The 21,158-nt window shown below is 74.6% G+C and carries 21 protein-coding genes; 16 read left to right on the top strand and 5 right to left on the bottom strand.

Annotated features, from left to right (window positions below; genetic code table 11):
* On the bottom strand, positions 1–480 hold the full coding sequence (locus tag HOP40_RS34415) for a hypothetical protein (RefSeq protein ID WP_172167474.1): 480 nt from the start codon (positions 478–480) through the stop codon (positions 1–3).
* A gap of 151 nt (positions 481–631) precedes the next feature.
* Positions 632–1,273, bottom strand: a complete 642-nt coding sequence (locus tag HOP40_RS34410) for a response regulator (RefSeq protein ID WP_172167472.1) — start codon at positions 1,271–1,273, stop codon at positions 632–634.
* Positions 1,274–1,403: 130 nt separating this feature from the next.
* Between HOP40_RS34410 and HOP40_RS34405 the strand changes: the two genes are divergently transcribed.
* The 14 genes from HOP40_RS34405 to HOP40_RS34340 all read left to right on the top strand — a co-directional run bounded on the left by HOP40_RS34405 (position 1,404) and on the right by HOP40_RS34340 (position 15,507).
* Positions 1,404–1,991: an RNA polymerase sigma factor gene (locus tag HOP40_RS34405; protein WP_172167470.1), complete on the top strand. Its 588-nt coding sequence runs from the start codon at positions 1,404–1,406 to the stop codon at positions 1,989–1,991.
* 44 nt (positions 1,992–2,035) lie between these two features.
* A complete protein-coding gene (locus HOP40_RS34400; protein WP_172167468.1) occupies positions 2,036–4,123 on the top strand; it encodes a malate synthase G in 2,088 nt (695 codons plus the stop codon).
* Positions 4,124–4,148: 25 nt separating this feature from the next.
* Positions 4,149–4,631, top strand: a complete 483-nt coding sequence (locus HOP40_RS34395; RefSeq protein ID WP_172169792.1) for a GNAT family N-acetyltransferase — start codon at positions 4,149–4,151, stop codon at positions 4,629–4,631.
* A gap of 125 nt (positions 4,632–4,756) precedes the next feature.
* Complete coding sequence (locus HOP40_RS34390; protein WP_172167466.1) at positions 4,757–6,439, top strand: sodium:solute symporter family protein; 1,683 nt, start codon at positions 4,757–4,759, stop codon at positions 6,437–6,439.
* Between the two features lie 14 nt (positions 6,440–6,453).
* On the top strand, positions 6,454–6,720 hold the full coding sequence (locus tag HOP40_RS34385; RefSeq protein ID WP_172167464.1) for a hypothetical protein: 267 nt from the start codon (positions 6,454–6,456) through the stop codon (positions 6,718–6,720).
* A gap of 316 nt (positions 6,721–7,036) precedes the next feature.
* The gene (gene mbhE, locus HOP40_RS34380) at positions 7,037–9,388 is read left to right on the top strand and encodes a hydrogen gas-evolving membrane-bound hydrogenase subunit E (RefSeq protein WP_172167462.1); all 2,352 of its coding nucleotides are present in this window, start codon (positions 7,037–7,039) and stop codon (positions 9,386–9,388) included.
* Complete coding sequence (locus tag HOP40_RS34375; RefSeq protein WP_240157430.1) at positions 9,385–9,918, top strand: MnhB domain-containing protein; 534 nt, start codon at positions 9,385–9,387, stop codon at positions 9,916–9,918. Before mbhE ends, HOP40_RS34375 begins: the two co-directional genes overlap by 4 nt.
* Positions 9,915–10,373, top strand: coding sequence for a Na(+)/H(+) antiporter subunit C (locus HOP40_RS34370; protein ID WP_172167460.1), 459 nt, complete (start codon positions 9,915–9,917; stop codon positions 10,371–10,373). Before HOP40_RS34375 ends, HOP40_RS34370 begins: the two co-directional genes overlap by 4 nt.
* Positions 10,370–11,920: a Na+/H+ antiporter subunit D gene (locus HOP40_RS34365; RefSeq protein WP_172167458.1), complete on the top strand. Its 1,551-nt coding sequence runs from the start codon at positions 10,370–10,372 to the stop codon at positions 11,918–11,920. The genes HOP40_RS34370 and HOP40_RS34365 overlap by 4 nt, the downstream gene beginning before the upstream one ends.
* Entirely contained in the window at positions 11,917–12,441 is a 525-nt protein-coding gene (locus HOP40_RS34360) for a Na+/H+ antiporter subunit E (protein WP_172167456.1), read from the top strand. The genes HOP40_RS34365 and HOP40_RS34360 overlap by 4 nt, the downstream gene beginning before the upstream one ends.
* Entirely contained in the window at positions 12,438–12,704 is a 267-nt protein-coding gene (locus HOP40_RS34355) for an MrpF/PhaF family protein (RefSeq protein ID WP_172167453.1), read from the top strand. Before HOP40_RS34360 ends, HOP40_RS34355 begins: the two co-directional genes overlap by 4 nt.
* Positions 12,701–13,057 carry a monovalent cation/H(+) antiporter subunit G gene (mnhG, locus tag HOP40_RS34350; protein WP_172167451.1) on the top strand — a complete coding sequence of 119 codons (357 nt, stop codon included), beginning with the start codon at positions 12,701–12,703 and terminating at the stop codon, positions 13,055–13,057. Before HOP40_RS34355 ends, mnhG begins: the two co-directional genes overlap by 4 nt.
* A gap of 1,246 nt (positions 13,058–14,303) precedes the next feature.
* Entirely contained in the window at positions 14,304–14,828 is a 525-nt protein-coding gene (locus tag HOP40_RS34345; RefSeq protein WP_172167449.1) for a gamma carbonic anhydrase family protein, read from the top strand.
* A 1-nt stretch (position 14,829) separates the two neighbouring features.
* Positions 14,830–15,507, top strand: coding sequence for a uracil-DNA glycosylase (locus tag HOP40_RS34340; RefSeq protein ID WP_172167447.1), 678 nt, complete (start codon positions 14,830–14,832; stop codon positions 15,505–15,507).
* 166 nt (positions 15,508–15,673) lie between these two features.
* On the opposite strand, the gene rpmB is transcribed toward HOP40_RS34340, so the two are convergent.
* On the bottom strand, positions 15,674–15,868 hold the full coding sequence (gene rpmB / locus HOP40_RS34335) for a 50S ribosomal protein L28 (RefSeq protein WP_172167445.1): 195 nt from the start codon (positions 15,866–15,868) through the stop codon (positions 15,674–15,676).
* Between the two features lie 110 nt (positions 15,869–15,978).
* On the opposite strand from rpmB, the gene HOP40_RS36295 reads away from it, so the two are divergent.
* Positions 15,979–17,577, top strand: coding sequence for a DAK2 domain-containing protein (locus HOP40_RS36295; RefSeq protein ID WP_240157429.1), 1,599 nt, complete (start codon positions 15,979–15,981; stop codon positions 17,575–17,577).
* Complete coding sequence (locus HOP40_RS36290) at positions 17,574–19,751, top strand: ATP-dependent DNA helicase RecG (RefSeq protein WP_240157428.1); 2,178 nt, start codon at positions 17,574–17,576, stop codon at positions 19,749–19,751. Before HOP40_RS36295 ends, HOP40_RS36290 begins: the two co-directional genes overlap by 4 nt.
* 9 nt (positions 19,752–19,760) lie before the next feature.
* Here the strand turns inward: HOP40_RS36290 and HOP40_RS34325 are convergent, their stop codons facing one another.
* Both HOP40_RS34325 and HOP40_RS34320 read right to left on the bottom strand, forming a co-directional pair.
* The gene (locus HOP40_RS34325; RefSeq protein ID WP_172167443.1) at positions 19,761–20,114 is read right to left on the bottom strand and encodes a DUF3040 domain-containing protein; all 354 of its coding nucleotides are present in this window, start codon (positions 20,112–20,114) and stop codon (positions 19,761–19,763) included.
* 122 nt (positions 20,115–20,236) lie between these two features.
* Positions 20,237–21,070, bottom strand: coding sequence for a hypothetical protein (locus HOP40_RS34320; protein ID WP_172167441.1), 834 nt, complete (start codon positions 21,068–21,070; stop codon positions 20,237–20,239).
* Between the last annotated feature and the right edge of the window lie 88 nt (positions 21,071–21,158).

The raw sequence follows: 21,158 nt of genomic DNA, 5'->3' as shown, positions 1-21,158 counted from the left end.
TCAGTGCGCCCAGAAGTAGTGCCACCAGCTGCCGGGGGTGGGGTCGCCCGGTGTCGGGTCGAGGCCCGGTTCGAGCATCACGAGCACGCCGAGCACGTCGGCCAGCTCGCCCCCGACCCGCAGCATCCGCACGCGCTCGTCGTCGGTGGGCGGGTCGCCGCCCGCGATCCGCTCCGCGACGTGCGCGTCGAGGCGCAGCTGGGCGTGGGCGAGCACGAGGTCGATCCGCGACACCAGCACCTGGCGGGCGGCCCGCGCCGGCGCGGCGAGGCCGGCGTCGGCCGCGGCCAGGCCGCCCGCGGTGACGGCGAGCGCCCGCCCGTCGGCGTCGTGGAACTCCCAGTCGGTGGCGGGCGCCGAACCGCCTGCGGGCGGCTGCTCGGCCGTGACGTGCGAGAGCACCGTCGCGGCCGGGCCGAGGTGCATGCGATCGCTGCCCGGGGTGATCGCCAGCACCGGCTCGCGGATCGCCGTCATCATCGTGCCTCCCGCCGTCGGATCCGACCCAGGGTGACAGGTCACCCGGCCGGGGACGGCAGGTTCGCCCCGTTCGGCCTAGTGCTGGGAGCGCGCTGAACAACTCGGGCCTACTGCGCGACGCTCGCGACGGCCGGAGTTCTTCAGCACCCGCCTAGGCCGGTCCGAGCAGGCCGCGGTCGCGGGCCAGCAGGGCGGCCTGCACGCGGTCGGCGACGCCGAGCACCCCGAGCAGGATCGCGACGCGGTTGCGCACCGTCTTCTCCGCGACGCCGAGCTCGCGCGCGAGCTGGCCGTTCGTGCGGCCCTGCGCGAGCAGCGTGAGCAGGCGGAGGTCGCCGGGGGAGAGGCGGTCGAGCGGGGCGGGCAGCGCGGCGGGCCGGTGCGTCCCGAGTGCGGCCGGGGCGACCTCCGGGCCGAGCACCAGGCCGCCGTCGAGCACGGTGCGGGCGGCGCGCACGACCACGTCGGGCGGGCTGTCCTTGAGCACGTAGCCGGTGGCGCCCGCGGCCAGGCAGGCGCGCACGGCCTGCTCGTCGCGGGTCATGGTCAGCACCAGCACGGGGCAGCCGGGGGCGCGGCGCAGGCGGGTGACCAGGTCGACGCCGCTGCCGTCGGGCAGGCCCAGGTCGACCACGGCGACGTCGACGCCCTCGGCCGCGCCGGCCAGCGCGCCCTCCCGCACGGACCCGGCCTCGACGACCCGGCCCACCCAGTCCTCGAGCCCGAGCAGCGTGCTCAGCCCGCGGCGCACCAGCGGGTGGTCGTCGACCACGAGCACCGTGACCGGCTCCATGGCGCGGGAGCCTAGCCCGCGGCGCCGGGCGGACGTCCCGATCGAGGCGGGACCCACGGCCTCCCCGCGGGACCGCCCGGAGCCGAGCGTCACGGGTGACCCCAGCAGGACCGCCGGAAGGGCCCCCGTGATGCAGACGACCACGATCGAGCAGACCACCGAGCAGACCGGCCCGGACACCACCGACCTGCTGCGCGCCGCCGCCGAGGGCGCCCCCGGCGCCTGGGACGAGCTCGTGCGCCGCTACACGCCGCTGCTGCGCTCGCGCACCCACGGCTTCCGGCTGCAGGAGGCCGACGCGCTCGACGTCGCCCAGGCGACGTGGCTGCGGCTGGCGGAGAACCTGCACCGCATCCACACCCCCGAGCACCTCGGCGGCTGGCTGGCCACCGTCGTGAGCCGCGAGTGCATCCGGCTGCTGCGCCACGGCTCGCGCACCATCCCGGCCGACGAGCCGCTCGCCGCCGCGGCGGACCCGCGTCCCGGGCCCGAGGACGTCGTCGTCGACGCCGACACGTGCGCGGCCCTGCGCACCGCGCTCGACGCGCTGCCGGCCCGGCGCCGCGCGCTGGTGACGGCGCTGTTCACCGACGACCGGCGGCCCTACGTCGAGATCGCGCGGGACCTGGGCATGGCCGTGGGCAGCCTCGGGCCGACCCGGGCGCGCGCCCTGACCGACCTGCGGCGGCTGCTGGACCTCGCCGGCGTCGTCGCCTGATTCCGCAATGCGGAAAACTTGATCCGTATGGTAGAAAAGCGCCCATGGACCTGCGGATCGACCCGACCCTGCGCTCGTTCGTCGCCGAGGAGCTCCTGCCCGGGCTCGACCTCTCCCCGGACCGCTTCTGGAGCGTCCTCGCCGAGCTCCAGGAGCGCTTCGCGCCCCGGATCGCGACGCTGCTCGCCCGGCGCGACGAGCTCCAGGCGCAGGTGGACGACTGGCACCGCGAGCACGGGGCGGGCGACGCCGCCGCGTACGCGGAGTTTCTCACCGGGATCGGCTACCTGCTGCCCGAGGCGACGCCCTCGGTGCAGGTGAGCGGCGTCGACGCCGAGATCGCCGACGTCCCCGGTCCGCAGCTCGTCGTGCCCGCCACCGTGCCGCGCTACGCGCTCAACGCCGCCAACGCGCGCTGGGGCTCGCTCTACGACGCGCTGTACGGCACCGACGCGCTGCCGCTGGACCACGAGCTCGCGAAGGGCTACGACGAGCAGCGCGGCGCGCAGGTCATCGCCGCCGCCGACGAGCTGCTCGACGAGCTGTTCCCGCTGGCCTCGGGCAGCCACGCCGACGTCACGGAGTACGTCGTCGCCGACGGCGCGCTGTCGCCCGCGCTCGCCGACCCCGCCCAGTTCGCCGGGTCGGGCGAGGGCGCGGTCCTGCTGCGCCGCAACGGCCTGCACGTCGAGCTGCGGATCGACCCGGAGCACCAGGTCGGGCGCCAGCACCACGCCGGGGTCGCCGACGTCGTGCTGGAGTCGGCGGTCACCACGATCGTCGACCTGGAGGACTCGGTCGCCACCGTCGACGGCGAGGACAAGACGCTGGCCTACCGCACCTGGCTCGGGCTGATGACCGGCGAGCTGGTCGCGAGCTTCGACAAGGGCGGGAGGACCGTCGAGCGCCGCGTCCACGGCGACCGCACCTACGCCGCGCCCGACGGCTCGGAGCTCGTGCTGCCCGGCCGCTCGCTGATGCTGGTGCGCAACTGCGGCCACCACATGACGACCAACGCCGTGCTCGCCGACGGCGCGGAGGTCGCCGAGGGCGTCCTCGACGCGCTGGTGTCGGTCACCGCCGCGCTGCACGACCTGCGCGGGCTCGGCCGCTTCTCCAACTCGCGCGCGGGCAGCGTCTACATCGTCAAGCCCAAGCAGCACGGGCCCGAGGAGGTGGCGCTCACCGTCGAGCTGTTCGCCGCCGTCGAGGAGGCGCTGGGGCTGGACCCGCGGACGGTCAAGATCGGGATCATGGACGAGGAGAAGCGCACCTCGCTCAACCTCGGCGCGTGCATCGAGGCCGCCCGGGACCGCGTCATCTTCGTCAACACCGGCTTCCTCGACCGCACCGGCGACGAGATCCACACCGACTTCGAGGCCGGCCCGGTCGTGCGCAAGGACGACATGAGGTCGACGCCGTGGCTCACCGGCTACGAGGACCGCAACGTCGACGTGGCGCTGGCCGCGGGCTTCGCGGGGCAGGCGCAGGTCGGCAAGGGCATGTGGGCCAAGCCCGCCGCGATGGCCGCGATGCTGGAGCAGAAGGGCGCGCAGCCGGAGGCCGGGGCGACCTGCGCCTGGGTGCCGTCGCCGACCGCCGCCACCCTGCACGCGCTGCACTACCTGCGCACCGACGTGCGCGCGCGCCAGCAGGAGCTGGCCGGGCGGACGACCGACCGGGCGCTGCTGCTCGAGGTCCCCGTCCTGGAGAAGGACCTCTCGGACGAGGAGCGGACGCACGAGCTGGAGACCAACGCCCAGTCGATCCTGGGCTACGTCGTCCGCTGGGTCGGGCTGGGCATCGGCTGCTCGACCGTGCCCGACCTGGAGGGCGTCGGGCTGATGGAGGACCGCGCCACGCTGCGCATCTCCAGCCAGCTCATCGCCAACTGGCTCCACCACGGGATCGTCGACGAGGCCACCGTCCGCGAGACGTTCGCCCGCATGGCCGCGCTCGTCGACGAGCAGAACGAGGGCGAGCCCGGCTACGCGCCGATGGCGGCCGACCTCGACGGCAGCCCGTCGTTCCGGGCCGCGCTCGACCTGGTCTTCTCCGGGCGCTCCGAGCCCAACGGCTACACCGAGCGCGCGCTGACCTCGTGGCGGCAGAAGGCGAAGGCCGGGGCCTGAGTCCTAGGGTCGTGGGGTGCTCCAGATGCGCCCCACGCCCTTCGACCACCCCGACTCCCTGCGCCTGATCGCGGAGGTCCAGGCCTTCTACCGCGAGCGCTACGGCGACGAGGACACCACGCCCGTCGACCCCGCCGAGTTCGCCGCCCCCCGCGGCTTCTTCCTCGTCGGCTACCTCGACGGCGTCGCCGTCGCGAGCGGGGGCTGGCGGGCCCAGGACTCCGGCGCCGACCCGGAGCTGCGCGACGGCGACGCCGAGATCAAGCGGATGTACGTGTCGCCGGCCCACCGCGGCCGCGGGTACGCCCGCGCGGTGCTGGCCGAGCTGGAGCGCACCGCCGCCGCGGCCGGGCGCGTCCGCACGGTGCTGGAGACCGGCACGAAGCAGCCCGAGGCCCTCGCGCTCTACGCGAGCGAGGGCTACGAGCCGATGCCCGGCTTCGGCATCTACCGCCACGAGCCCGACAGCCGCTGCTTCGCCAAGCCCCTGCACGCCCGCGTCGGGTAGCCCGCCGCGGCGGCGACCGGCTCGCCGGTGCGTCCGGGTCCGGGCGACGATCGGGTGCCAGATCTGGCGCGCGGACGGTTGTCGGGCGATCATCCCCGCACGGCACCGACGCCCCGGGGGAACTCATGATCTCTGCGCAGGCCGACCTGCGGCTGGACACCACGTTCGTCGACTACGTGTTCGTGGCGTTCTACTTCCTGCTCGCGCTGGGGATCGGGGTCGCCGCACGGCGGTCGGTCAACTCCAGCCTCGACTTCCTGCTGTCCGGCCGGTCGCTGCCGGCGTGGGTCACCGGCCTCGCGTTCATCGCGGCCAACCTGGGCGCGATCGAGCTGATCGGGTTCACGGCCAACGGGGCCCAGTACGGCATGGCGACCGTGCACTACTACTGGATCGGCGCCGTCCCGGCGATGGTCTTCCTGGGCATCGTGATGATGCCCTTCTACTACGGCAGCAAGGCGCGCAGCGTCCCGGAGTTCCTGCGGATGCGCTTCAACACCACGACGCAGCGGGTCAACGCCGTGACGTTCGCGCTGGCGCAGGTGCTGATCGCGGGCGTCAACCTGTTCGCGCTGGGCCTGGTGCTCGAGGCGCTGCTGGGGTGGTCGCTGGCCGTCGCGATCCCGGTGGCCGCGCTCGTGGTGCTCAGCTACACCTTCCTCGGCGGGCTGTCGGCGGCGATCTACAACGAGGTCCTGCAGTTCTTCGTCATCCTGGCGCTGCTCATCCCGCTGACGATCGCCGGGCTCGCCCGCGTCGGGGGCTGGAACGGGCTCGTCGAGCGCGTCACGGCCGGCCCGGGCGGCTCCGAGCAGCTCTCGGCGTGGCCCGGCACGGAGCTCACCGAGATCCAGAGCCCGGTCCTGTCGGTGATCGGCATCGTGTTCGGCCTCGGCTTCGTGCTGTCGTTCGGCTACTGGACGACGAACTTCGCCGAGGTGCAGCGCTGCCTCTCGGCGAAGTCGATGTCGGCGGCGCGGCGCACGCCGATCATCGCGGCGTTCCCGAAGGCGCTCATCCCGGCCGTCATCGTGGTGCCGGGCATCATCGCCGCGGTGCTCGTCCCGCAGATCACCGAGCTCAAGGCGGGGTCGGGGGCCGAGGGCGTCACGTACAACAACACGCTGTCGCTGCTGATGGGCGAGGTGCTTCCGAACGGCGTGCTCGGCGTCGCCCTGGCCGGTCTGCTCGCGGCGTTCATGGCGGGCATGGCGGCCAACATCAGCTCGCTCAACACGGTCTTCACCTACGACATCTGGCAGGACTGGCTGCGGCCCGGCCGCGACGACCACTACTACCTGCAGGTCGGCCGGGCCGTCACGGTGATCGGCTGCATCCTGGCCATCGGCACGGCGTTCCTCGCCGGCAGCTACGAGAACCTGATGGACTACATCCAGGCGCTGTTCAGCTTCTTCAACGCCCCGCTCTTCGCGATCTTCATCCTCGGCCTGTTCTGGAAGCGGATGACCGGCACGGCGGGCTGGACGGGCCTGGTGTCGGGCACGCTCGCCGCGATCGCCGTCGACGTGCTCGTCCGCACGGGCGTGCTGGCGCTGTCGTCGCAGGCGGGCAGCTTCGTGGGGGCCAGCGCCGCGTTCGTCGTCGGCATCGCGGTGGGCGCTGCCGTCACCATGGTGACCACCCCGAAGCCCGATGCCGAGCTGGTCGGGCTGGTGTGGCAGCTGACGCCCAAGGCGGACCGCAGCCACACCACGACCGGGGAGGACGCCGGGTGGTACCGCTCGCCGGCCCTGCTCGGCGGCATCGTGCTCGTGATGACCGCAGCCCTCTACCTGCTCGTGCCCTGAGGGAGGGGAACCCGATGACGAACGAGAACCCGAACGAGACGACCGCACCCAGTGCGGCCAGTGCGCTCTTCGACCTGCGCACGGTGATCGCGGTGCTGTTCGCGGTCTACGGCGTGCTCCTCACGCTGCTCGGCCTGTTCGGCGGCAGCGAGGCCGACCTGCAGAAGGCCGGTGGCATCAACCTCAACCTGTGGACCGGCGTCGGGATGCTGGTGGTGGCGGCGGTGTTCCTGACGTGGCAGCGGCTGCGCCCGACGCTGACCGAGGCCCCGCCGGAGTGACCGGCCGCGCTGCCGGTCGGCGTCCCGTCAGCGACGGGTGTCGGCCGGCAGGCGCGGGTTGAGCACGGTCAGGGTCCAGGAGTCGAAGCGCTGCAGGAGTCGGCGGATCCGGCTGGTGGTGGTGTTGTTCTCAGTCACGGTCGGTACAGCGCACATGGCGTCTGAATCGTTCCAGTTCTGCGGGTGAGTCGGCTCACGGCCCGCTTCGACGCCCGGAACGTCCGGTCCCGCCCGGTAGGGTGGGCGGCACACGTCGCGATCACCCGCCGGCATCCCCAGGCCGGCCGTTGCACCGTGCCCGACCCGGAGGAGAGGCGTGCTCGCACTGGTCGTCGCCCACCTGGTGGTCGCGCTGGTGCTCCCGCTCCTCTCGGCCCGGGGGCACCGGCCCGCGTTCCTGGTGGCCGCCGTGCTGCCCGCCGTCACGCTCGTGTGGGCGCTGGCGCACGCCGGGGCCGCGCTCGGGCCGGGCGTCTCGGAGTCGGTCGCGTGGGCCCCGACGCTCGGCCTGGAGCTCGCGTTCCGGCTCGACGCCCTGTCGCTGGCCATGATCGTGCTGGTCTCCGGGCTGGGCGCGCTGATCCTGGTCTACAGCGCGGGCTACTTCGGCCCGACCTCGGAGGAGGCCACCCGCTCCGCGGCGCTGCTGCTGACCTTCGCCGGCGTGATGCTCGGGCTGGTGCTGGCCGACGACCTGCTCACGCTCTACGTGTTCTGGGAGCTCACCTCCATCACCTCCTACCTGCTCGTCGGCCAGCGCGGCGACAAGCGGGAGGGCCGCCGCGCCGCCCTGCAGGCGCTGCTGGTCACGGTGTTCGGCGGGCTGTCGATGCTGCTCGGGTTCGTGCTGCTGGGCGAGGCCGCGGGCACGTACCGGATCTCGGAGATCGTGGCCATGGGGCGGGCGGGCGAGATCGGCGGCGGCGGGATGGTGTCGGCCGCGCTGCTGCTGATCCTGGTCGGGGCGTTCACGAAGTCGGCGCAGCTGCCCTTCCACCCCTGGCTGCCGGCCGCGATGGTCGCGCCGACGCCCGTCAGCGCCTACCTGCACGCCGCGTCGATGGTCAAGGCCGGCGTCTACCTGGTCGGGCGGCTCGCGCCGGGCTTCTCCGACCTCGCGGTCTGGTGGGTGCCGATCGCCGTCGCCGGGATCGGCACGATGCTGGTCGGCGGCTGGCGCGCGCTGGCCGAGACCGACCTCAAGCGGGTGCTCGCGTTCGGCACCGTCAGCCAGCTCGGGTTCCTCATGGTGCTGTTCGGCGCCGGCGGGCGGATCTCCGCGCTCGCGGGCGTCGCGATGCTGCTCGCGCACGGGCTGTTCAAGGCCCCGCTGTTCATGGCCGTCGGGGCGATCGATCACGCCACCGGCACCCGCGACCTGCGGCAGCTCTCCGGCCTGCGGCACGCCCTGCCCGGCCTCGCGGCCGCGGCCGTCCTCGCCGCGGCGTCGATGGCGGGGCTGCCGCCGATGCTCGGGTTCCTCGGCAAGGAGGCCGCGTTCGAGGCCTTCCTGCACGAGGGCGGCGTGCGGGGCTGGACCATCGCGCTGGGCCTGCTGCTCGGCTCGGTGCTCACGGCGGCGTACAGCGCGCGGTTCGTCTGGGGCGCCTTCGGGCGCAAGCGCGGCCGCGACGCCACGCCGGTGCACCCGCCGGGCCGCCTGCTCACCGTCCCGGTCTGGCTGTGCGCGCTGGGCGGGCTCGCGACGGGCCTCGCCTTCCCGGTCGCCGACGCGCTGGCGGGCACCTACGCCGCGCAGTACGTCCCGGCCGACGCGGAGGCCGCGGAGTACCACCTCGCGCTGTGGCACGGCCTGGGCCTGCCGCTGCTGTTCTCGGCGGTCGCGATCGGCGGCGGTCTCGGAGTGCACCGGCTGCGCAGGCAGGTCAAGCGGCTCTCGCGGCGCACCCCGTTCGACGCCCAGGCCGGCTACGAGAACACCGTCGCGGGGCTGGAGCGCGTCGCCGTCGTCGTCACCGGTCGCTCGCAGGTGGGCTCGCTGCCCGCCTACCTCGCCACGATCCTCGCCGTCGTCGTCGCGCTGATCGGCCCGGTCACGCTGCTCATGGGCACCTGGCCCGCGCAGCCGCTCTACCACCAGGTCGCGCAGGTGCCGCTGGCCGTCGCGGTGATGGTCGCGGCGCTGGCCGTCGTGCGGTCGCGGCGGCGGTTCACCGCGGTGCTGCTGGTCGGCGTCATCGGCTACGGCGTGGGCGGGCTGTTCGTCGTCGAGGGGGCGCCGGACCTCGCGCTCGCGCAGTTCCTCGTCGAGACGCTGTCGCTGGTGGCGTTCGTGTTCGTGCTGCGCCGCCTGCCGGCGCACTTCACCGGCAAGCCGACGCGGCGCCGGTCGCAGTGGGCGAAGGCCGCGCTGGCCACCGTCGGGGGCGTCGTCGTCGCCGGGGTGGCGGTCGTGCTGTCCGGGGCGCGCGTCGGCCCGGCCTCGGCCAGCGACGACTTCCTCGCGCTCGCCCCCGACGGCGCGGGCGCCGACAACGTCATCGCGGCGATCCTGGTCGACTTCCGCGCGCTCGACACCATCGGCGAGATCGGCGTGCTGTTCGTGGCCGCGGCGGGGGTGGCGAGCCTCGTGCTGGCCACCCGGTACGACCGCAGGCACAGCAGCGGCCAGGGCTCGCCCCGTCACGAGGAGGATGTGCTCGGGTGAACGACGACCGCCCCTTCGACGAGTGGGACCGCCCCACGCACGGCTGGATGCTGCCCGGCACCGTGCGGGAGGGCCACGACCGCACGCTGCTGCTGGAGGTCGCGACCCGCACGCTGTTCCCGACGATGCTCGTGTTCTCGCTCTACCTGCTGCTGGTCGGGCACTACTCGCCCGGCGGCGGCTTCTCCGGCGGCCTCGTCGCGGGGCTGGCGTTCGTCCTGCGCTACACCGCGGGCGGCAGCGTCGGGCTCGGCGCGGTGTTCGCGGTCCGCCCGCCGGCGATCATCGGCACCGGCCTGGCGATCTCCGTGTGCACCGCGCTCGTGCCGCTGGTGCTCGGCGTCCAGGTGCTCACCAGCGCGAAGCTGCAGGTCGAGCTGCCGCTGATCGGGGTCGTCTCCACGCAGACCAGCCTGCTGCTCGACGTCGGCGTCTACGTCCTGATCGTCGGGGTCGTGCTCGACCTGCTGCGCTCGCTGGGCTCGGGCATCGACCGCGACATGCACGACGCCGGGGAGGTCGTCGGATGACCACGATCAACGTCGTCATGGCGCTCACGGTCGCCGTGCTGTTCTCCACCGGCTTCTACCTGCTGCTGCAGCGCTCGCTGATGCGCGTGCTGCTCGGCGTCGTCGTGCTCGGGCACGGCACCAACCTGCTGCTGCAGATCGCGGGCGGCCCGCCCGGGCGGGCGCCGATCGTCGGCACCGTGCCGCCCGAGCTGATCACCGACCCGCTGCCGCAGGCGCTCGCGCTCACCGCCGTCGTCATCACGTTCGCGCTCACCACGTTCCTGCTCGCGCTGGGGTACCGGTCGTTCGTGCTGGTCGGGCACGACGAGGTGCAGGACGACCTCGAGGACCGCCGCATCGCCACGCAGACGATGCCGTCGGCGTCGCTGGACGAGGACCACGACCACGAGCAGGTCGCGCGCGAGGTCGAGGACGACGAGGCCGACGACGAGGTCGAGGCGGCCGCCCGGTGACCTCCTTCGCCTGGCTGCTCGCGCTGCCGGTCCTGCTGCCGCTGCTCGGCGCGGCCGTCACCGTGATCGGGTCGCGCTCGCCGAACCTGCAGCGGGTCGTCGGCATCGTCGTGCTGGCGGCGGTGTCGGTGATCGCGGCCGTGCTGCTCGTCGTCGCCGACGCGGGCGGGCCGGTCGTCGCGGCGCTGGGCGGGTGGGCCGCGCCCGTCGGCATCGCGCTGGTGGCCGACCGGCTCTCCGCGCTCCTGCTGCTGGTCTCCACGCTCGTCACGCTGGCGGTGCTGGTATATGCGATCGACCAGCGCATCGCCGACTACGGCCGCGGCACGGCCAGCACCACGTTCCACCCGATGTACCTGATGCTCTCGGCCGGGGTCTCCCTGGCCTACCTCACCGGCGACCTGTTCACGCTGTTCGTCGCGTTCGAGATCATGCTGACGGCGTCCTACGTGCTCATCACGCGGCGCACCAGCGCGCGGAAGATCCGCGCCGGGATGACGTACGTGACGGTCAGCCTGCTGTCCTCGCTGCTGTTCCTCACCGCGATCGCGTTCGTCTACGCCGCCACCGGCACCGTCAACCTGGCCGACCTCGCGAACCGGGTGGCGCTGCTGCCGCCGGGCCCGGTCACCGTGCTCGGGCTGATGCTGCTGCTGGTGTTCGGGATCAAGGCCGCGATGGTGCCGCTGCACTTCTGGCTCCCCGACAGCTACCCCAACGCGCCCGGCCCGGTGGCGGCGCTGTTCGCGGGGCTGCTCACCAAGGTCGGCTTCTACGCGATGCTGCGCACGCAGACGCTGCTGTTCCCGCGCGAGGAGCCCTGGACGCTGCTGCTGGTGCTGGCCACCGCCACCATGCTGCTGGGCGCGCTGGGCGCGCTGGCGCAGAACGACATCAACCGCCTGCTGTCGTTCCTGCTGGTCAGCCACATCGGGTTCATGCTGTTCGGGCTCGCGGTGTTCGACGCGGCGGGCGTCGCGGGTGCGGCGCTGTACGCGGCGCACCACATCACGGTGCTGGCCACGCTGTTCCTGGTCTCCGGCCTCATCACGCGCCGCACCGGCACCGTGCAGCTCGACGAGATGGGCGGGCTGCTGCGCACGTCGCCGTGGCTCGCCGTGCTCTACGCGATCCCCGCGCTGACGCTCGCGGGCGTGCCGCCGACGGCCGGGTTCGTCGCCAAGCTCGCGCTGCTGCAGGCCGGGGCCGCGGCCGGGCTGTGGCCCGCGGTCGTCGCGGGGGTCGTGATCGTCGCCAGCCTGCTCACGCTCTACGCGCTCGCGCGCGTGTGGGTGCGCGTGTTCTGGGGCGAGCCGCGCGCCGCGCTGCCCGACGTGGACCCCGACGACGAGGTGCTCGTCGGCACCGCCCGCACGCCGGTGCCGATGTTCGCGGCCACGGCCGGGCTCGTCGCCGTCAGCCTGGCCATCGCCGTCTTCGCGGGGCCGCTCACCGCCGTCACCGGCCGCGCCGGGACCGACCTGCTCGACCGCGAGCCGTACCTGGTGGCCGTGCTCGGCGCGCCGCGGGCGGGGGAGCCCCGGTGACGCGCGCGCTGAGCATCGCCTGGCTGACCGTGGTGTGGGTGCTGCTGTGGGGGTCGTTCACGCTGCTGACCGTCGTCGGCGGGGTGCTGGTCGGGTGGGTCGTCACCGTGGTCTGGCGGCCCGGCGACGTCGACGCGCGGCTGCCGTTCCGCCCGCTGCCGTTCCTCGGGCTGGTGGCGTTCCTGGCGCGCGACCTCGTCGTGTCGTCGTTCGTGGTGAGCCGCGAGACGCTGCTGCACGGCCCGCGCTCACGCGGCGCGATCCTCGACCTGCCGCTGCTCAGCACGTCCGACCGCGTCGTCGCGATGATCGCCGGGGCGTACTCGCTCTCGCCCGGCACGCTGGTGCTGCAGATCGACCTGCAGGCGTCGCGCTGGTTCATCTACGTCATCGGCACCCGCGACACCGCCGACGTCGAGCAGGCGCGCAAGGGGGCGCTGGAGGTCCAGCGGCGGGTGCTCGACGCGCTGGGCTCGCCCTCGGAGCGGGCCGCGGCCCGCGAGCTGGAGGCGTCCGGATGACCGTCGTCTACGCGATCGTGCTCGCGATGCTGTGCGTCGCCGGCGTGCTCACGCTCTGGCGCCTGTTCCGCGGGCCCGACACCCTCGACCGCATCGCCGCGCTCGACGTGTTCGTCGTCCTGATCGTCGCGGCCACCGCGGTGTACGTCGCCTTCTACGCCGACGGCTCCAACATCCCGCTGCTGGTGGCGTTCGCGCTGCTGGCGTTCGTCGGCTCGGCCACCGCCGCCCGCCTCGCCGAGCGCCGGGAGCGGCACCGGTGAGCGCCGTGGAGGTCGTCTCGAACGTGCTGCTGCTGACCGGCGCGGCCCAGTGCCTGCTCGGGGCGCTCGGCCTCGTCCGCCTGCCCAGCCTGCTCTCGCGGCTGCAGGCGGCCACCAAGCCCCAGACCCTCGGCCTCCTGCTGATCCTGGCCGGCGCCGCGCTGCGGGTGCCGCTCGACAGCGCCGTCACCCTCGTGTTGGTCGGGGTGTTCCAGGTGATCACCGCCCCGGTCATCTCCCAGCTCATCGGCCGCTCGGCCTACCGCAGCGGGTCGGTCCGGCCCTCGATCCTCGTCGTCGACGAGCTCGCCGGGCGGATGCCGCAGGAGGGGCCGGAGCGGGAGGGGGAGTAGGGCGGGGTTCTGTGCGTGGGGGGCCGGGGCGGCGTCCGTCTGCCGGACCTGCGCGGGGTCTGCGGGCGGCCGCGGGGTTGCCGGCGGGCCGGCGCGGCTGCCAGCCTGCGTGCCCCCCCGCCCGGGCCCGGCTCGGCTCGGCCCGACCGCCAGCCTGCGTGCCCCGGTCCCGGCCAGACCGTGAGCTCGCGTGCCCGTCCCTGCCCGATCGCCAGTCCGTGTGCCCCCCGCCTCGACCCGACCGCGAGCCCGCCTGCCCCGCACCGGGCCGCCGGCGCGCCCGCACGCCCCGCACCGGACCGCCGGCGCGCCCGCCCGCGCCGTGATCGTCGGGAGTGTGACGTGGCGGTCGCGGGGACGGCGCTGGTGTCGCATTCTCGGCGATCATGCGGCGGTGATCGTCGGAACCGTGACGTCACGGTCGTCGCGACGACCGTGAGGTCACACTCCTGCCCTTCCTGCAGCGGGGAGCCACTGCACATCGGTTCTGGGGGCCGCACACCTGCTGCAACCGGTGTGGCGGGGGGGAACCGGTGTGCGAGCCGGCCGCACCCAACTACCGCCTGCCGCCCGCGGCACTCCCGCCCACGCCCCAGCTCCCGTCCCAAGCCCCCAGCTCCCGCCCCCAGTTCCCCGCCCTCCGCACGCCTGCACCCGCACGCACGCTGGCCCGCCCCGCCCCCCCCGGAACGCACGCCACCCTGCTCCGCCGCCCTGCTCCGCCGCTCTGCTCCGCCGCTCTGCTCCGCCGCTCTGCTCCGCCGCTCTGCTCCGCCGCTCTGCTCCGCCGCTCTGCTCCGCCGCTCTGCTCCGCCGCTCTGCTCCGCCGCCCTGCTCCGCCCGCTCGCCTGCCCCCGCCCGCCCCCCGCAAGCCCGCTGCCGAACGCCCCGCCCCACCGGCCCCGCCCGTGATCGTCGAGAGTGTGACAAGGCGGTCGCCGGGACGACGCTGGTGTCGCCTTCTCGGCGATCACCCGACGATGATCGTCGGAACTGTGACGTCAGGGTCGCGGCGACGACCGTGACGTCGCACTCCTTCCCGTCCGGCAGCGGGGCAGCCCGCCGCACATCGGTCATGTGTGCCGCACACCTGCTGCGACCGGTGTGGCGGCGGCGGAACCGGTGTGCGAGCCGGCCCCCACCCAGATGGCGCCCACCCATCGCATTGGTCTACGGGAAGCCGCCGCCCCCGACCCCCGACCCCCGCCGCACGGCCGGCTCGGGGCACGGGTCCTAGGGTGTCGGGGTGCCCCTCTACGCCCTCGGCGACGTCGAGCCCCGCATCCACCCCGACGCCTACGTCCACCCCGACGCGGTGGTGATCGGGGACGTCACGATCGGGGCGGAGTCGTCGGTGTGGCCCACCGCGGTGCTCCGCGGCGACGACGGCCACATCGTCGTCGGCGCCCGCACGAGCATCCAGGACGGCACGATCATCCACACCACCGTCGACCGGCCGACGATCATCGGCGACGAGGTGACCGTCGGGCACAACGTGCACATCGAGGCGGCCACCATCGGCGACCGGGCGCTGATCTCGTCGGGGTCGGTGGTGCTCAACGGGTCGACGGTCGGGGCGGGGGCGGTTGTCGCCGCGGGCGCGGTGGTCTCACCGAACGCGGAGATCCCGCCGCGCACCATGGCGCTGGGCATACCGGCGCGCGTGCGCGAGGGCTACGAGGTGCCGGCGGACGTCACCGAGTACGCGGTCACGTCCTACGTCCAGCGCGGCAAGCGGTTCCGCGCCGAGCTGCGCCGGCTGGAGGGCTGAGGTGGCGAAGCCGCTGAGCGAGGTCGTCGAGGCCGGGTGGGCGCGGGCGCTGGAGCCCGTCGCCCCGGTGATCGCCGACATGGGGGAGTTCCTGCGCGCCGAGATCGCCGCCGGCCGCCGCTACCTGCCGGCCGGGGCGAACGTGCTGCGCGCGTTCACGCAGCCCTTCGACGAGGTGCGCGTCCTGATCGTCGGCCAGGACCCCTACCCGACGCCCGGGCACGCGATCGGGCTGTCGTTCTCGGTGGCGCCGGAGACGCGGCCGGTGCCGCGCTCGCTGGCCAACATCTTCCGTGAGTACAGCGACGACCTCGGCCACCCGACGCCGTCGACCGGCGACCTGACGCCCTGGGCCGCGCAGGGGGTGCTGCTGCTGAACCGGGTGCTGACGGTCGAGCCGGGCAACCCGGGCAGCCACCGGGACAAGGGCTGGGAGAAGGTCACCGAGCAGGCGATCCGCGCGCTGGTCGACCGCGACGGCGAGCCGCTGGTGGCGATCCTGTGGGGTCGCGACGCCCGCAACCTCGCGCCGCTGCTGGTCGACGTGCCGCTGGTGGAGTCGGCGCACCCGTCGCCGATGTCGGCCGACCGGGGGTTCTTCGGGTCGAAGCCGTTCAGCCGGGTCAACGACCTGCTGGAGGAGATCGGCGGCGACCCCGTCGACTGGAAGCTGCCCTAGCCCGCGACTGGTCCGAGTTGCAGGAAAGCCACGTTCACGCCACCTGGTTGCATGAACGTGGCTTTCCTGCAACTCCCGGAGAGCGACGACGGGCACGACGAAACGGCGCCCCGCCTCAGCGGAGCGCCGTCGGTCGTTCAGCTCTCGGTCGTACAGCAGAGCCGCGTCAGGCGCGCGCGACCTTGCCCGCCTTGAGGCACGAGGTGCACACGTTGAGGCGGGTGCGGTTGCCACCGGCGGTGAGGCGGGCCCGAACGGTCTGGATGTTCGGGTTCCAGCGGCGGTTGGTGCGGCGGTGCGAGTGCGAGACGGACATGCCGAAGCCCGGACCCTTGCTACAGACGTCGCAGACGGCAGCCACGTCGAACTCCTCGAATCTGGGGGAACGCCGGGATTCCCCGGACGTGAAGCCCAAGAGTACCTGCGGCGTCCGCGGCGGGTGCACACCCCCCGGGTCACTACGCTCGGGACGTGCCCCCGATCCTCGACGCCGCCGTGCTCACCGGCTGGGCGAAGGCCGCGATCGGGTCGCTGGAGCGCCACCGCGCCGAGATCGACCGCATCAACGTCTTCCCGGTGCCCGACGGCGACACCGGCACGAACCTCCTGCTGACCATGCGGGCCGCGCTCGACGCCGTCGGCCGCGGCGACGGGCAGGTCGCCGCGGCGCTGGCGCGGGGCGCGCTGATCGGTGCGCGCGGCAACTCCGGGGTGATCCTGTCGCAGGTGCTGCGCGGGGTCGCCGACGCCGTCGCGGCCAAGGCGGGGCCGTCCGCGGGAGGGAAGGTCCTCGCCGACGGACTGGGCCGCGCGCACCGGCTCGCCACCGCCGCGGTCACGCGACCGCGGGAGGGCACGGTGCTCTCGGTGCTGTCGGCGGCGGCCGTGGCGTCGGTGGCGGTGGGGTCCGACCGGCTCGACGCGGTGGCCGTCGCGGCCGCCGACGCCGCCCGCGACGCGCTGTGCGAGACCACCGGGCAGCTGCCGGAGCTGGCCCGCGCCGGGGTCGTCGACGCCGGCGGGCTCGGCCTGTACCTCGTCCTCGACGCCCTGGCCGCGCTGGTCAGCGGGCGCGCCGGGTCGGCGTTCCCGGAGCCCTCGCCCGGGCGCGGCCCGGCCAGGGGCCGCAACGCGCTCGTCGCCGCCCGCGAGTCGGGCTCCCCGGTGTTCGACTACGAGGTCATGTACCTGCTGGAGGCCTCCGACGAGGCCGTCGCCGTCCTGCGCGCCGAGCTCGACGAGCTGGGCGACTCCGTCGCCGTCGTCGGCGACGGCAGCGGCACCTGGAACATCCACGTGCACTGCACCGACGTGGGCGCGGCGGTCGAGGCCGGCGTCGTCGCGGGGCGCCCGCACCGCATCACCGTCGTCCGCTTCGCCGACCAGATCGCCGCGGCGCCCGACCGCTTCGACCGCGCCCGCGCCGTGCTCCTCGTCGCCGCGGGCGCGGAGCTCGGCGAGCTCGCCCGCTCGGCCGGCGCCGACGTCCTGCCCCGCGAGGAGGCCGTCGACCACCGGGCGGTCCACGAGGCGCTGGTGGCCACCGGCGCCCGGCACGTCGTGCTGCTGCCCGCCGACAACGACCTGCTCCCCGCGGCCGAGCGCGCGGCGTCCGCGGCCCGGCTCGACGGCCAAGAGGTGCTGGTCCTGCCCACGGCGTCGGTGCTGCAGGGTCTCTCCGCGCTCGCCGTGCACGACCCGGAGCGGCGCCCGGCCGACGACGTCGTCGCGATGGCCGAGGCGGCGGCGCTCACCCGCACGGCCGCGCTCGTCGTCGCCGAGACCGAGGCGATGACGTGGGTGGGGCGCTGCGAGCCGGGGGAGGTGCTCGGCCTGTCCGACGGCGAGGTGGTGCTGATCGCGCCGGACCTGGCTGTCGGTGCCCTGTGGTTGGCTCACCGCATGCTCACCGCGGGGGGCGAGATCGTCACGGCGCTGCTCGGGGAGGGCGCCGACGACGCGCTGGGCGAGGGCCTGGCCGCCGACCTGCGGCGCACCCACCCCGAGGTCGACGTCGTGGTCCACCGGGGCGGGCAGACCGACTACCCGATCGTGCTGGGGGTGGAGTGAACGTCGACCTCGACGCGGCGCTGGAGCCGCTGCTCGGGCGCAAGTCCGCCGACCTGCTGGCGGCGCAGCTGGAGATCCGCACCGTCGGCGAGCTGGTGCGGCACTACCCGCGCCGCTACGTCGACCGCGGCAAGCTCACCGACATCGCGGGCCTGGAGATCGGCGAGCACGCCACGCTCGTCGCGCAGGTGGCCTCGTCCACGCTGCGCGACATGCGCGCGCGGCGCGGCAAGCTGCTCGCCGTCGTCATCCGCGACGAGAAGGGCGCGCAGCTCGACTGCACGTTCTTCAACGGCCACAAGGTCCAGCACCTGATCCACCCCGGCGTGCGGGCGGTGTTCTCCGGCAAGGTCGGGGTGTGGGGCGGCAAGCTGCAGCTCACCCACCCCCAGTTCGAGCCGATCGACGAGACCGACGAGGTGCGCCCGTTCCTCTCGGTCTACCCGGCCACCGGCAAGATCCAGTCGCAGGTCATCGCGAAGTGCGTGCGGATCGTGCTCGACCTGCTCGACGCGGGCGGGCGGGTCGAGGTCACCGACCCGCTGCCTCCGAAGATCCGCGAGCGCGAGTCGCTGCCCGAGCTGGGCCGCGCGCTGCGCCGCATGCACGTGCCCGAGACCGACGCCGACATCCACGCCGCCCGGCACCGCCTCGTGTGGGACGAGGCGCTCGGCGTCCAGCTCGCCCTCGCACTCCGCCGCCAGGCCACCGCCGCCCGGCCCGCGCCGGAGTGCCCGCCGGTGGCGGGCGGGCTGCTCGACGCGTTCGACGCCCGGCTGCCGTTCACGCTCACGGCCGGGCAGCAGGAGGTCGGGGCGCAGGTCGCGGCCGACCTGGCGCACGCCCACCCGATGAACCGCCTCGTCCAGGGCGACGTCGGCGCGGGCAAGACGATCATCGCGCTGCGGGCGATGCTCCAGGTCGTCGACAACGGGCAGCAGGCGGCCATGCTCGCGCCCACCGAGGTGCTGGCCGCGCAGCACGCGCGGTCGCTGCGGGCGATGCTCGGCCCGCTCGCGCAGGCGGGGGAGCTGGGCGGGGCCGAGCGGGCCACGAGCGTCACGCTGCTCACGGGGTCGCTGGGGGCGAAGGCCAAGCGCCAGGCGCTGCTCGACGCGCAGTCCGGGCAGGCCGGGATCGTCGTCGGCACGCACGCGCTGATCCAGGACCGCGTCGGGTTCGCCGACCTCGGGCTCGTCGTCGTCGACGAGCAGCACCGCTTCGGCGTCGAGCAGCGCGACGCCCTGCGCGGGCGCGGGGAGAAGGCGCCGCACATGCTCGTCATGACGGCCACGCCGATCCCGCGGACGGTCGCGATGACGGTCTACGGCGACCTCACGGTGTCCTCGCTGCGCGAGCTGCCCCGCGGCCGGTCGCCGATCGCCACGTCGGTCGTGCCGCTGGCGGAGAAGCCGCAGTGGTTCGCGAGCGTCTGGCGGCGCCTCCACGACGAGGTGGGCAAGGGCCACCAGGCCTACGTCGTGTTCCCGCGCGTGGGCGACGCCGAGAAGGACACCGACTCCGACGTCGAGCCCCCCGGCCCCGACGAGGAGGGCCGCCGCCCGCCGCTGGCCGTGCTCGACATCGCCCCCCGCCTGCAGGAGGGCGCGCTCGCGGGCCTGCGCCTGGGCATCCTGCACGGCAAGCTCCCCGCCGACGAGAAGGACGCCGTGATGCGGTCCTTCGAGCGCGGCGAGATCGACGTCCTGCTGGCGACGACGGTCATCGAGGTCGGCGTCGACGTCCCCAACGCCACCGCCATCGTCATCCTCGACGCCGAGCGCTTCGGCCTGTCCCAGCTGCACCAGCTGCGCGGCCGCGTCGGCCGGGGCGCGGCGCCCGGGGTGTGCCTGCTCGTCACGGAGATGCCCGAGGCCACCGCCGCCCGCGAGCGCCTCGCCGCCGTCGAGGGCACCACCGACGGGTTCGAGCTGGCCCGCCTCGACCTCGAGCTGCGCCGGGAGGGCGACGTCCTGGGGGCGCTGCAGTCCGGCCGCCGGTCCGGGCTGCGCCTGCTGTCGCTGCTCAAGCACGAGGACGTCATCGCGAAGGCGCAGGTCTACGCGGCCGACCTCGTGGCGCACGACCCGGGGCTGGCGACCAGCCCGGGCCTCGCCGCGCTGGTCGGCGAGGTCGTCACCGACGACCGCGCGGAGTACCTCGACAAGGTGTGAGGGCCCGCCTCAGATCCGCAGGTTCGCCGATCCGCCCGTGGGCGTCGGGGCGGCCGGCTCGGGCCGCCGGGTGCGGCGCGCCACCAGCACCACCCAGCCCCCCGCGAGGCCCAGCGTCAGGCCGGCAGTGAGCAGCGGGTGCGCCTGCGGCACGACGGTGTGCACGATCGCGAGGACCGCGAGGCCGAGCACCAGCAGCGCGAGGTCGACGACGGAGACGGGGAGCCACCGCGTCCAGGACGGGCCGGTGCGGCGGGGGCGGACGCGGGCGCCCTGGAAGCGGGCGGCGAGCGAGGGGTCCTGCGCGTTCAGGGCGTCCTCGATGGCGGCGAGCGCCCTCTGCTCGTGCGGCGACAGGGGCATGGCGGTCCTCCGGTCCAGCGGGCGTACGGGGTGCGACGTGCGGGCGTGCGACGGGCACTCCCTCGCAGGGTGACCGGTATTCGGGGGGTTCAACCCCGTGGTTCGGGGTCGGACCGGGCGGATCAGGCGGGCAGGGCGCCCCGGGCGGCCGCGTCGAGCGCCGCGCGGGCGGTGCGGGGGAGGTGGACGGTGCCCGCGGCGTCGAGCTTGTCGAGCTCGCTGCGGGCCCGGGCGTAGGCGCTGAGGCGCTCCGGCTCGTGGTCGGAGTCGCGGGCGGTGGTGAGCAGCTTGATCACCCGCTCGACCGTGGACCGCTCGGCGGGCGAGAGCCCCGCGAGCCGGATCCGCTCCGCGGCCTCGCGGGCCGCGCGCCAGGCGCGCTCGGCGGCGTCGACGGCGGCGACGAACTGCGCGGCGTGGGCGTCACCGGGGTAGGCGTCGGACTCCAGGGCCTGCGCGTGGGCGAACGCGTCGACGAACCGCCCGGTGCTGGGCACCGTGACGTCGGAGAGCGCCGGCAGGCGCAGCACGTTCATCGGGTCGCACTCGTGGGCGGCGTAGGCGGCGGCCAGTGCGTGGAACCGGTCGAGCGACAAGCGCCACACGACGTCGGGCCGCTTCGGCGCCGCCGGGCGCCCGGGCAGCGGCGCCGTGCCGGCCGAGCGGGCGCGGATCCGGCGCCGCACCACGTGGAAGGCGACGCCGCCGGCGACCAGGAACGGTGTGGCGGCCGCGACCGTCAGCCCGAGGGCGACCGCCGTGGCGAGCACGAAGGAGACCAGCGCCAGCACCCCGGAGACGAACAGGGGCAGGAGCAGCAGCCAGGGCAGGACCCGGCGCGGCACGGGCCGTGGCCGGCCCCTGCGGGCGCGACGGATCTCGGCGGCCCGGCGCTGCCGACGACCGTCGGCGAACGCGCGGGCGTCGTGGACGGTGGTGTGCCGGCTGTGTCCCACGACTCCTTGGTACCCGAACCAACGTGAGATTCGCACGGGTCCGATCGGGTGCGCCCGGGTACGGTTCGCGCGCCGGATCAAGAACGAG

It is taken from the genome of Pseudonocardia broussonetiae (assembly GCF_013155125.1).
GTDB lineage: Bacteria > Actinomycetota > Actinomycetes > Mycobacteriales > Pseudonocardiaceae > Pseudonocardia > Pseudonocardia broussonetiae.
Note: the sequence above shows the minus strand (reverse complement) of the source record. Positions and strands in the feature narration are given on the sequence as shown.